The following is a 12,159-nucleotide window of genomic DNA, read 5'->3' as shown; positions in this document are numbered from 1 at the left end:
ACTATCCAGCGTAACCCGCAATCCGTAACAGCATGAAACCGGCAGGTATATATCATTTTTGGCAGCGTGGTTCGGTGACCACGCCGGTTAGCCGTGGCAAACGGGCGTTTACCTTGATCGAACTATTGGTGGTAATCGCCATCATCGCCATTCTGGCCAGTTTGCTCTTGCCGGCTTTGGCGCGTGCCAAAGAGAGTGCCCGGCGCATCATGTGCGTCAACGGCATGCGCCAATTGGCTCTTTCTGAACGCATGTATGCCGATGATTACGAGGGGGAGTTCACCCCGCGCTACGGTGCATTCTGGATGAATTATCTGTACCCGTATTATCAGAACCTGACGTTGTTACGCTGCCCGGATGACTCGGTGCCGCCGGCACAATTTTTTGCCACCAATGCCAATTACACGGCCTTTGATGCACCACGCAGTTACCTCGTCAACGGGTGGAATGACTATTTCCAGACCAATCTGGCTCCTGCAGATTATCAAAAATACATGGATCATCTCTGGCCGCATGGCATTCCAGAAAACGGGATTCCCTATCCCACCGAAACCATCATTTTCGGGGAAAAGTTAACCGAATCGGGCGACGTTCACATGGACATTGACCAGCGTGGCGGAAACGATCTGGAGGAAATGGACTATCATCGGCATAATACCAGTGTGAAAAATCAAGGTGGTGGATCCAATTGCGCCTTTGTGGATGGCAGCGTGCGCTATTTGCGGTACGGCACCTGTCTGTATCCGGTCAACCTGTGGGCCGTTACCGACCTATATCGCATCAACATGGCGATGATCCAGCCCTAAGCCTTCGCCATCGCATGGCTTGCCAAATGGCCAAGTTCGCAGTAATCTACTTCTAGCGTTGGCCGTGCAAAGGCCCGGACAAGTAACATGAAAACGTTTAAACTGTCGGTTTTTGAGGTCCCCATTTTGGGAGTAGTGCTCTTAACGGGGTGCGCGAGCGATCCAAATCGCGTGGCGCTTACGAATCCGCGCCAACCAGGCCCAGCCATTGGACGCGGCGTGGGCGTGGTGGCTGGCAGCGTCACCGGTAATGTCGCTGGAGCGGTAGTCGGGACGGGCGAAGGGTTTGTGCAAGGCGTATCGGCCCCATTTGACAACCAAACACGGATTGTCCGGCGTTGGCACACGGAGAAGACCCCTGACGGACGCACTATCCAGGTCCCGGAAGACATTGTCGTGGATGCCCAGGGCCGCCCCATCCAACCCGCCCAGAAATAAAGGTGACTGCGCTTGTAACCAGATCTTTCTAAATGGCTTAACAGCGTTTCACAAGCAATAACCAAGACTCGATAAAATGATGAACATGTTCTCCATGAAAACTGGCAATTGGGCCGTCCAGGGCCGAAATCTCGGCTGGACTATTCTCGGATTGGCCCTGGCTGGCTTCCTGACCTTCGCACTGCAAGCGCAAGACGCAAAGAAAGCGGGCATCATCGTGGAGAACCGCGCAGGTGCCCGGTTGAATGACAAGGTTGCCGTGTTGGAAGATTTGGTCAGCAGTCGGGTGGCAGACGCCGGGTTTCGCGTCCTCAGTCGTGAAACCGTGGTAAATGCCATGAACACGTATGCCAGCCCGAATGATCCTAAAGTGCATTCGCTGGAAGCATTTCGTTCCCAAGTGGATGACCTGTTGAGCAGTCAGTCTTCAGCTACCCGCCTGGCCCAAAACATGGGCGCGGACATGGTGTTATTCGTGTCTTTGACCACCTTTGGCACGGAAACGCGCGATTTCGAGGACAAGACATTGCGTCTCAAGACGGTCAACTACATCCATACCCTCCGTGTAAGTTATAAAGTGCTGGAGTCGTGGCAAGGCGGCGCGTTCACCGGAGACACCATCACGGTTACCAAAACGATCCGGAACACCGATACCTTGCACACCTCGTTTAACGACGAAACCGTCAACCAATTGCTGGATGAAGCCGCCACCCTGGTCGCCGAGGGCATCCGCAAACGCAAGGCGGACATCCAAATGGTCACCGCTGATAAGCCGAAGCTGGTGGAAATCACCATCCAAACCCGTATGAACGACTTGGTGAACGTGCCGATCACCGTCCCCTTGATGCGTATCGCGCCCGATGGACGGGCCATGATGCTGGATGCCAAATCCGAAGTGCAGGCGCTGGATGTGGTGGTGGAGTTGGATGGCCTAAGCATCGGCTCCGCGCCCGGAGTTTTCAATGTCACGCCGGGCATTCATAAAATCCGTTTCAGCCGCGAAGGTTCCAAGCCGCAAGAGATGCATGTCAACTGCTTTGATAAACAGGTACTAATTGTCTCCATGCAAATGACCGAAGAGGCTTACCGCCGCTGGAAAGACAACCTGCGCTACTTGCAAGACCTGGAAAATGATCGCAAACTCACGGACGCTGAAGTCAAACGGATTGAGGGCGTTGCGAAGATGTTCAGCGAGAGCGGATACAAAGTGAACATCAAAGAAGATGTGAAGAAAGATTACAAGGCAGACGTCAAAGGCTTCCTGTTAAAGGGGCCGATTGATAGGTAGTCAGTTAAATCGGGCGCTCCGCAAAATCAAAAGGATATTGGATGAAGCAAATTATTATGAAGACAGGTATTAAGTTTGTGACGGGCATCTTGAAAACCGGGCTGGTGGTGCTGCTGGCAACCCCGACCATGGCTCAGCAAAAAGACACCATCGGCGTGGCCGCCATTGACGTGAATTCCTCCGTGGAACAGGAAGCGGCCAAGCGCGGTAAAACCACGGAAATGAAGCGGACCCTCGAATCGTTGGACAACCAGTTGATTGACCGCCTTAACGCCTCCCGGAAATTTCAGGTGATCGCCCGCAGCGATCTGGAAAAATTGCTGCGCGAACAACAATTGGTGGGTTCGGGCAACGTCAATCAAAACGACCCCAACGCAGCCAAGTCATTCAAGCTCGCCGGTGTGAAATACCTCTTGGTCACTTCCATTGATGATTATCAGGACATGACGCAGTCCGCCAACCTGGCCGACTTGGGAAAAACCATCCATAAGCGCATCCTACGCATTTCGGCCATCGGGAAAATCTATGATACCACCTCGGGAAAACTCCTGGAATCAGCCAACTTACAAACCACTCTCACGAATATTACCCAGATACTGAATGAAGTCCGCGTCGAGGGCACCCTCTCGGATGAATTATCCGTCAACCTCGCACGGACGCTGGCGGAAAAAATTGCCAACCGGGTCGCGGATGTAATTTTCCCGGCCAAAGTGCTGGCCAAATTTGACCGCCAAATCACCATCAACCGCGGCGATGGCGGCGGCGTGAGCGTGGATCAGCTCTGGAATGTCTATGCCGTGGGCGAAGAATTGAAGGACCCGGATACCGGCGAGGTGCTGGGTCGCCAGGAAGTACTCATGGGGCAGGCCAAAATCATCAGTGTGCAACCCAAGACCTCTACGGCGGAGTTGTTGGAAGACCGGGGCGTGACGGTGGGTTCGGTGCTGCGCATACCCCAAGCCCAAAAACCGTAAAATAAGTGCCACGTAACCAACCCTGGATCATATACACAAGACACCGACAATGAAGAGGATAGGCAAAATTGCAGGGATGGCACTCGCCTTGACGGTAGTTCTACTGACCGGTTGCCGGACGTATCAGCAGCAGGGGGAGAGCATGGCGTATAAGTGGGAATCGGGTAATTACGCCGGGGCGGCTGCCGAATACGGCAGCAAGGCCAATTCCGAATCCAGCGGTAGAGACGCCATCATTTGGCGGCTCGAACACGCCACCACGCTGCGCAGCCTCGGTCAATTCCGCGAGAGCAACGCCGCATTCAGCCAGGCGGAGGATCGCATCAACCATTATGAAGCCACCGCCAAAGTCAAACTGGCCAATGAGGCGGGGGCCATGATGACCACCCTGGCCAACCTGCCCTACGAAGGACGGGCCTATGACAAAATCATGCTCAACACCTACAAGGCGTTGAATTACTTGAATCTCGGAGAGCCGGATAATGCCCGCGTGGAACTTATTCGGGCCTACCAACGTCAGCAGGATGCCGTGGAGGAAAACCGCAAGCGCATCGAGAAAGCGCAGGAGGAAGTCCGCCACCGCAGCACCCAGGAGCGGAAAGCCATCAACCACGCGGAAAGCGATTCGGCGGTGCGCGCTCGTTTGGATTCCGCCTACCAGGATTTGGACCGTCACCTGGCCTATGGCGACTACGTGAACCCCTTCACCGTGTTCATGGATGCGCTCTTTTTCATGTACAATAACAGCGGTGGTTCCGACTTGGAGCGGGCCAATAAATCCTTGGAACGGATGGTGGCCTTTGCCGGCAATAACAAATTCCTCCGGCAGGATGCGGAGACCCTCAAAACTGTGTCCGGCTCGAACCCGCAACCCACCACCTACGTGCTTTTTGAAACCGGGCGGGCGGCGGATCGTGATCAAATCCGCATAGACGTGCCCATCCTGGTTGCCCGAGTGTCTTATGTGGGAACCGCATTTCCAGTGCTCAAATATCACGAAAATCGTCCCGCGTTCCTGACGGTGACAGCGGGCAATACGCGGGAAAACACCGAGCCCGTCTGCGTCATGGACAACGTGATCGCCACTGATTTCAAAGCGGAACTTCCGACCATCATCACCAAAACCATCGCTTCTACCGTCGTGAAAGCATTGATGAATTACGGCGTCAACACCGCCGCCGAACAAGGTGGCAATGACATGCTGACCTTCGGCGTACGCATCCTTACCGCCGCCGCTCAAGCCGCCGTCAACATCGCTGACACGCGCACTTGGACCACCCTGCCCAAGGAATTTCAATATTGCCGGGTACCGACGCCACCCGATCGCCGGCTGCAACTTTCCGTGCCGAACGGCTTGCAAAAACAGGACATTCTGCTACAAGACGGCATGGTGAACGTGGTCTGTGTGCGGGCCGTTGGCTCAGGCAGCCCATTGGCGGTATCCCAGTTTAAATTAAAATAATATGACGATGAAACCTTTTATTTGGTTGGGTTTGGTGGTGGTCGGGGGCGGCTTGATCACCGGCTGCACGAGCAGCGTCAACTCCGTGGAACGTGCCGATCCGGAGCATCCCCGCATGATGGTAAGCGATAAGCGTATCATCGCGGATGCCGCCTTAAACCGGCACGTGCGCATCGTGGGGGTTTCCCCGGCATACAACGAGCACATGTCCGTGTCCGTTGAACTGCAAAATACCACTCGTTCCATGCATACCTTCAGTTATCTATTTGAATGGTTTGATGAAAACGGCATCCTCATCAGCTCCCCGACCGCGACCTACGTCCAGCGCCAGATCGAGGGCAAGGAAAGCATTTTCATCAATGCCGTCGCCCCCACGCCCAAAGCCAAGGATTTTCGGTTAAAACTGATTGATGTTGTTCGTTAACCTAAACTGCTATTGAACTATGAAAATATCCAAAACCTTACTCATTGCCGGTCTGAGTCCGCTGCTTTTCACCGGCTGTGCCACCCAGCAAGCCACCTATGTGGAAGCCTCCGGCCCACGCACCCTTGCGACGGTCGGCCAAATTAATATTCAGGATTTTGCCAGCGCCGCCGATAAAATGGTGAATTCGATGATTCTGGAGGTCATTAATGGCGGCAAATTAAAAGCTGCCTCCGGCCAGCAATCGGTCCTGGCCATCAGCCGCGTCGAAAACAAAACCGGCCAGCATTTCGACACCGATGAATTGACCAAAAAAATCCGGGTCCGCCTCAACCAGACCGGCAAGATTGTAACCACCACCACGGTCAAGTATGGCGGCGCGGAAGATCCCATGGCCCGCCAAGCCCAGGTGGAACAATCCCTGACCGGCAACGCCACTGCCACTCGCAGCCCGGATTACTATCTCTCCGGAAAAATCATTGATAAGATGACGCGCGTGGGTGACTTGCGGCAAATGGCTTACGTGTTCCAGCTTTCGTTGACATCCACGGATGGCCTGGCCATTTGGGAAGGCGAGGAAACGATTGTCAAACAAGGTACCCGCTCCGCCGTGGGATTCTGAGCCCCTATTAGCCAAACTGAAATGAGACGTTAAAAATTCCGTTCATTTCAAACTTGCACACCGGCGCATCTGCCGGTAAGTGTATTGCTCGTATGAACTATCGCATTTCACAAAGCGCAGCATCGTTGTCCCCTTCGTTGACTTTGGCCATTGATGCCAAGGCGAAACAAATGAAGGCCGAAGGCCAGGACGTGGTCGGCTTCGGCGCCGGCGAACCGGATTTTGACACCCCGGACCATATCAAGATGGCGGCCATCAAGGCAATTGCGGATGGCTTTACCAAATACACGCCCAGTAGCGGCATTCCCGAGTTGCGCCAGGCCATCGCCGACAAGTTTAAACGCGACAACGGACTGACCTATAAACCCTCGCAAGTCATTGTCTCTTGCGGCGGCAAACATTCCTGTTTCAACGTCATCATGGCCACCTGTCAGGCGGGCGATGAAGTCATCATCCCCTCCCCCTATTGGCTGAGCTACCCGGAAATGGTCAAGTTGGTCGGGGCCAAGCCGGTCATCATCGAAACTACCGACCAAACCGAATTCAAAGTCACCCCCGATCAGTTGCGCGCCGCCATCACCCCGCGCACTCGCCTGTTCGTCCTCAACTCCCCCAGCAACCCCACTGGCTCCCTTTACACGCGGGATGAAATCAAGGCCTTGGGCGATATCTGCGTGGAAAAGGGTGTCCTCATCATGAGCGACGAGATTTATGAAAAGCTCGTCTATGATGGTGCCGAACATACCAGCGTCGCCGCGTTCTCCCCGGCGCATTACGAACACACCATCATCGTTCATGGGCTGGCCAAGGCATACTCAATGACCGGCTGGCGCCTCGGCTACCTGGCCGCCCCCGACCCCATCGCCAAGGCGATTGACGCGGTGCAATCCCACAGTACCAGCAACCCGACCTCCTTTGCCCAAAAAGGCGGCGTAGCCGCCCTCAATGGTCCCCAGGAGCATCTCAAATCCTGGCTCGCCGAATACTCCAAACGTCGCCTGTTCGCCTGGGAGAAACTCAACAGCATTCCCGGCATCTCCTGCGTGAACGCCAAGGGCGCATTCTATCTATTCCCGAACATTTCCAAAACCGGCCTCAAATCCGCCGAATTCTGTGCGAAACTGCTGGAACAGGAAAAAGTGGCCGCCGTGCCAGGTATCGCCTTCGGTGCGGACGACTACCTCCGCATCAGCTACGCAACCAGCCTGGCGAACATTCAAAAGGGCTTGGAGCGGGTGGATCGGTTTGTGCGCAGCCTGAAGTAAAAGGCGCTGAATACGGTAGATTCTATCCCGTAGCAGGGACGTCCAACTGGGGTATAAGAACTGGCCGGTATTTCGTTTTGGCGGCTATCCATTGTGCCTCCGTCGGAAGTTCGTAGGCGTGTGCTATTGGAAAGTCAATCGCATACCGATACGGCATGCCCCACCCCAGATCGTGATGGTCACTTCGCTTTGCTCCATGATTTGATTCTTATTTCCCCTGCGCGGGTTTGAGGCGGGGATCGTCGAGGTCGAGGCGGTAGAGCATCTGGTTGTAGTTGTAGCGCGGCGTGGGGTGGGGGCGGTCCGCAAATTCGGCGGTGAAGGTACCCTCGAAGAGGAGCACGGGGGAGTTGGCGGGGGTGAATTCCGGATGGATGCGGGGGTTGTAGAAGGTGTAGTTGTCGTGGCTCAGAATCTTGATGGTGGCGCCCCAGGGGCCGGCGGGGGCGTCGGCCTCGGCGTACCAGAGTTCGCCAAAGGCGGAGGGCTTGCCGAAGGCCTGCATGTAAACCGCCACCCAGCGTTTGCGCCAGGGGTTATAGGCGATGCAGCCGGTGTGGGGTTTGATGGGCTTGCCGTCCGCGACGTTGGGCAGGGTCTCCTGCGGCTTGAGGATTTCCCAGGTGGCGCTGTCCTGCCAGGCCTCGAAGGTGGCGGGGCAGCGGAGTTTGGGCAGAGGGTTGCCAAAGTACACCCAGGCTTTGCCCTGGGCGTCGGTCCAGAAGCCGGGATGGCCATCGGGCAGCGGCGGCGGTTTGGGGGCGGTGGCGGATTTGTTCCAGAGGACGCGCAGGGGCTCGAAGGTTTCGGCAGTGTCGTTCCAGACGCAGAGGCCGTATTCGTAAACGTCCAGGTAGCCTTTGATCTTGGAGTAGGTGGCGACGAGGTGCTGCCGGCCGGTCTTATCCGGCAAGGTCAGGTAGCCGCCCACCCAGGTGGGGCCGCTGCCCGCCATCTTGGCGACGCCGCGCAGCTTGCCCTTGGCGTCGCGGAAGTAGTCGAACTGGACGCGCAGGGGCGGCTCGAAGGTCTTGAGGGGCTGGATGGCGGTGGTGGCGCTGGAGCTATCGAAGATGCCGAGCGGGTAATGGGCCAGGGTGGTGTCGCCCCAGAGCCAGAACATTTTGCCGTTATGGACGGCGTTCTGGACGGTGTCGCAGCCGAGCACGCCGGTTTCCTGCCAGTCCAGGTCGCGCCCGGTCTTCTGGCTTTCGGCAAAAAGGCCGCCGCCGGTGAGGCGCCCGAGCCGCCGCGCGATGATGGTGCGGTTGACTTCGACTTTCAGGGTTTTGCCGGGCTGGGGGGTGAGCCGCACGCCACGGTAGCCGAAGCCGTCCTTGGGGCGCTCGTAGCCGTGGCCGAGGACATCGAACCAGGTCTCGCGCCCCATGAGTTCCGGGAGGTCGAAGGCGACGACGCCCGCGTTATCGGTGATGAAGCGGACGGCGTGGGTGGTGCGCAGTTCGACGAGGGGGACGGGCCAGCCGGTGTCTTTCTCCACGACTTCGATGCGGCACGGCTCCACGCCCGCGGCGAGCAGGGGGAAAAGCGCGAGGCCGGGAATGATCCCGGCCAGGGTGCGGAGCTTCCGCCGCCAACGGGCGGGGAAACGGGGCGCGTGCGGGGCGGCGGCGGTGCGTAAATGATGGCTCATGGGCGCAACGGTATTGCGCCCGGCGCGTTTGGCAATCTCTAATTTAACGGCGCTACGGCTTCGCCACGAGCAGGCACACCAGCGGCTGGGAGGTCTGGAAGATGATGGTGCCAACGATAAAGTAAGCCATACCCATGGCTCCCGGAATGCACCCCGCCATCCAGACCGGCTTCTTTTTCATCAAGGCTGCCAACGCCGAGAGCATGATGGCGACTTGCAGGTACGGGATCGCCAAACCGAAATACGCCCCGACGTCCTGGCACCGCTGGCGCTCAGCTTCGAGGGTCTTCGCCTCCAGGAAAATGACCAATTTTTCCTTCTTATAGCGCTCGATGTTCTGCTCGTACTTTTCCAGACGCTTCTTGTAGGCGGACGCCTGATCGGCCGGAGCCCCGATCATCTGGATCTGGAACAGCTCGCGCTGGATTTCGTACGTGTGTTGTTTCACGCTCTTGGATTGGTAGTACGCCCAGTTATCCGAGGCCGTGCTTTGGGTCAGCACCGCACGCGTAGCGAGGCCTCCGCCACGGAATGTGGCCAGCGTCGCCGCCGCGGAAAACAGGATGGTCGTGATGGCCAGCCAGTTCAGCCATACTTCTTTCTTCGCTTCGGTCTTGGCGGTATTATTCGTTTCCGCCGGAGTTGTTTTTTTATCGTCTGCCATAAATCGGTGTGGAGGTAATACCGTCGAATCCAGCTAATGCAAGTTTTTTTTATTAAAATAGCGTTGGCCAAATGGTAACGGATACCAGGACACCCTCAAAAAAAGCGCAGCCAGTTTTTGAACTGGCTGCGCTCTGAAAAATGCTCTGACTATTTGATTAGGCTTTTTTAACAGCCTTGCGCGGCGTCGGAGCGCTGCTGCCCTGGCCGGTCATCGGATCATACTTGCCCGGGCATGGAATCGGGTAGAACCCTTCCGCGTCAGGCATCACCGGTGGCTGTGAATCCCAAGTGAGATTGCCCGCCGGGAACAGGTCTGGTCCCTTGGTGACCAATTCATCCCATTTCACGAGTTTGCCCGAGTAGGTTGCCATGCGGCCCAACACGGCCGTCATACTGCTGATCGCGCCGTACCAGCCTTCGTTGTGCTTCTTGTCGTTCACAATCGCTTCCTGCAAATCAAGATGCTCCTGCTGATACGCGCCCAATTTCAACTTGCCACCCTTGGCAATTGAAGTCACGCCAATCCCCTTCATCTGTTTGGTCGAATGAACGGTTTCAGATACCCCTGACATCGTGCCCGGTTGATGGCGGCATTGGCTGTACATCTTGGTGCCGTCTTCATAGGTGTATTCGACAAAGTGCGCGTCAAAGATCTGCCCTTGAATGTCCTTGCCGTTGTAGCTACGGGTCAGGCTGGCACCCATGCCGTTGGCTTCCACGGGGTGCGCCCAATTCGCGCCTTCCTTCTTCAGCGCAGCGGACATCACCCAGTTGCCGATGTCCAGGTTGTGAACGTGCTGTTCGCAGATATTGTCACCGCTCAACCACGCGAAGTGATACCAGTTGTTCACCTGGTATTGCATTTCGCTCATGCCTTCCTTGCGGGCGCGGTTCCAGATGCCGGCGCCGTTCCAGTACACGCGCAGCAGCGTAATATCGCCAATATCCCCATTGGCGATCGCCTTGATGCTATCCTGATAGCTGGCTTCGTGATGGCGTTGCAGACCTACCACGACCTTTAAACCCTTTTCTTCCGCCAGCTTATTGGCCGCCATGACCCGGCGGAAACCACCAGGGCAAACGCACACCGGCTTTTCCATAAACACATGTTTACCGGCCTTGACGGCGGCTTCATAGTGCAACGGGCGGAATCCAGGAGGTCCGGCCAGAATCACCATGTCCACGCCGCAGTTGATGGCTTTTTGATACGCGTCCAACCCGCTGAAAATGCGCTCCGTGGGGATATCCGCCTTCGGTCCGCACTTTGCCATGATGTTTTTGGCGGCACCTTTAGCCTTGTCTTCAAAGGCGTCAGCCACCGCGACAATCTTGATATTGCCACCGGCGGCAAAGCAATCCGCCGCCGCGCCGCTGCCGCGCCCGCCGCAGCCGATTACGGCCACCTTTAATTCGCTGGAACCGGCCGCGTGGACCGCCAGCGGTGAAGGCAAACTGGCGGCAATCACGCCACCCGCCGTCAACAAGGTTGAATTTTTAAGGAATTGCCGGCGGGAACCCGCCGCCTGATCTAGGATGTTATTTTGCATGTTTTGTTAATACTAACTGTTCTGTTATTGGATGTTGTTCTACCACTAAAAATTCAATGGTCCATCGCGTTTTAATGCACCCCTTCCAAGGCCAGCCTTAACGGGCTGCCCTGGCCAATGTCTAAAAGGGTCGTATGCATGAGTGGCATTTATGCGCGGAAACCGCGCGGCTGTCCAGTATTTTACCACAAATTATGCAGGCTTATGATGGGCGCGGGCAAGGCAAACGCCCAAAATCACCAAATTTAGGCGCTTGCAGCATTGCCACACACCCTTCGTTGCGATAAAAACAATCCCATGCAACACATGTTGGAAACCACCGGGATGAGTGCGGGTTTCGCCTTGGCACTCTATGCGCATAGTTTTCTTCCGGCTATCGCTGCTGAACCGGCCCGGCTCCGCTTGCTGGGGGATTGGCAGGTTGAGGTGACCGCCACGTCTCCCGGAGGGAAACCGATTACGGTCACAATCGAAGTCCCCACGCCGAAACTGGTTACCGTTACGGCTGAAAAGCTGCCTTCGGTACCTTTGTTTGCCACCAATGCGTCTGGCTGGCGCAAAGGCGCGGTGCTGCAAGGAGTGCGCGCACAGGAGTGTACGTCACGCGGATTGCTGGATCCCGCCAGCGTGCAACTGCGCGCCGCTGCTACGCCGGACGCGATGCGATATGATTTGGGTAGCGACTACCTTTTGGAACCGGATTGGGGCACCATCGGACGCTTGCCGGGCGGGCGGATTTCCTCAAACCAACCGGTGTATGTCACATATCGCCATGCGTTGTTGCGATTGGATTCTATCGTGATGGATGGCACTGGCCGAATTGCTTTGCGTCCTGGTAAGCCGCATCCCGCCGCGCCGTTGCCACCCGTGCTGGCCGAGGGGGATCGTTGCCTGGCCAATATCTGGCTGCCGGGGCGTGTGGCCAAGCTGGGACCGGACAACCTGTTTCCCATTCTGGAAAGCGCTTATCCCGAGCCGGCCAAGCCCACGCCCACACCTGCGGAAAAACTCCT

The 12,159-nt window shown here is 56.6% G+C and carries 12 protein-coding genes; 9 read left to right on the top strand and 3 right to left on the bottom strand.

Annotation, left to right across the window (positions count from 1 at the left end; all coding sequences use genetic code 11):
- Nucleotides 1-32: 32 nt before the first annotated feature.
- The 8 genes from WCO56_12525 (at nt 33) to WCO56_12490 (ending at nt 7,279) form a co-directional block, all read left to right on the top strand.
- On the top strand, nt 33-806 hold the full coding sequence (locus WCO56_12525; GenBank protein ID MEI7730394.1) for a type II secretion system protein: 774 nt from the start codon (nt 33-35) through the stop codon (nt 804-806).
- Nucleotides 807-893: 87 nt separating this feature from the next.
- Nucleotides 894-1,244 carry a flagellar motor protein MotB gene (locus tag WCO56_12520; protein MEI7730393.1) on the top strand — a complete coding sequence of 117 codons (351 nt, stop codon included), beginning with the start codon at nt 894-896 and terminating at the stop codon, nt 1,242-1,244.
- A gap of 94 nt (nt 1,245-1,338) precedes the next feature.
- The gene (locus WCO56_12515; GenBank protein ID MEI7730392.1) at nt 1,339-2,532 is read left to right on the top strand and encodes a hypothetical protein; all 1,194 of its coding nucleotides are present in this window, start codon (nt 1,339-1,341) and stop codon (nt 2,530-2,532) included.
- A 56-nt stretch (nt 2,533-2,588) separates the two neighbouring features.
- Nucleotides 2,589-3,506: a CsgG/HfaB family protein gene (locus WCO56_12510; protein ID MEI7730391.1), complete on the top strand. Its 918-nt coding sequence runs from the start codon at nt 2,589-2,591 to the stop codon at nt 3,504-3,506.
- A gap of 76 nt (nt 3,507-3,582) precedes the next feature.
- Nucleotides 3,583-4,968: a hypothetical protein gene (locus tag WCO56_12505; protein ID MEI7730390.1), complete on the top strand. Its 1,386-nt coding sequence runs from the start codon at nt 3,583-3,585 to the stop codon at nt 4,966-4,968.
- A gap of 7 nt (nt 4,969-4,975) precedes the next feature.
- On the top strand, nt 4,976-5,392 hold the full coding sequence (locus tag WCO56_12500) for a YcfL family protein (GenBank protein MEI7730389.1): 417 nt from the start codon (nt 4,976-4,978) through the stop codon (nt 5,390-5,392).
- Between the two features lie 19 nt (nt 5,393-5,411).
- Complete coding sequence (locus tag WCO56_12495) at nt 5,412-6,014, top strand: penicillin-binding protein activator LpoB (protein MEI7730388.1); 603 nt, start codon at nt 5,412-5,414, stop codon at nt 6,012-6,014.
- Nucleotides 6,015-6,106: 92 nt separating this feature from the next.
- Nucleotides 6,107-7,279: a pyridoxal phosphate-dependent aminotransferase gene (locus tag WCO56_12490; GenBank protein ID MEI7730387.1), complete on the top strand. Its 1,173-nt coding sequence runs from the start codon at nt 6,107-6,109 to the stop codon at nt 7,277-7,279.
- Nucleotides 7,280-7,487: 208 nt separating this feature from the next.
- Here WCO56_12490 and WCO56_12485 read toward each other — a convergent pair whose 3' ends face one another.
- The 3 genes from WCO56_12485 to WCO56_12475 all read right to left on the bottom strand — a co-directional run bounded on the left by WCO56_12485 (nt 7,488) and on the right by WCO56_12475 (nt 11,146).
- The gene (locus WCO56_12485) at nt 7,488-8,933 is read right to left on the bottom strand and encodes a hypothetical protein (GenBank protein MEI7730386.1); all 1,446 of its coding nucleotides are present in this window, start codon (nt 8,931-8,933) and stop codon (nt 7,488-7,490) included.
- Between the two features lie 52 nt (nt 8,934-8,985).
- A complete protein-coding gene (locus WCO56_12480) occupies nt 8,986-9,597 on the bottom strand; it encodes a DUF4337 domain-containing protein (GenBank protein MEI7730385.1) in 612 nt (203 codons plus the stop codon).
- A gap of 157 nt (nt 9,598-9,754) precedes the next feature.
- Nucleotides 9,755-11,146, bottom strand: coding sequence for a Gfo/Idh/MocA family oxidoreductase (locus tag WCO56_12475; protein MEI7730384.1), 1,392 nt, complete (start codon nt 11,144-11,146; stop codon nt 9,755-9,757).
- A gap of 297 nt (nt 11,147-11,443) precedes the next feature.
- Here WCO56_12475 and WCO56_12470 point away from each other — a divergent pair.
- A partial coding sequence (locus WCO56_12470) for a hypothetical protein (GenBank protein MEI7730383.1) occupies nt 11,444-12,159 on the top strand: 716 nt, incomplete at its 3' end.

The sequence above is a fragment of the Verrucomicrobiota bacterium genome (assembly GCA_037139415.1).
Taxonomy (GTDB): Bacteria; Verrucomicrobiota; Verrucomicrobiia; order Limisphaerales; family Fontisphaeraceae; genus JBAXGN01.
The sequence above is the reverse complement of the archived record's forward strand: the minus strand, read 5'-3'. Positions and strand labels throughout refer to the sequence as shown.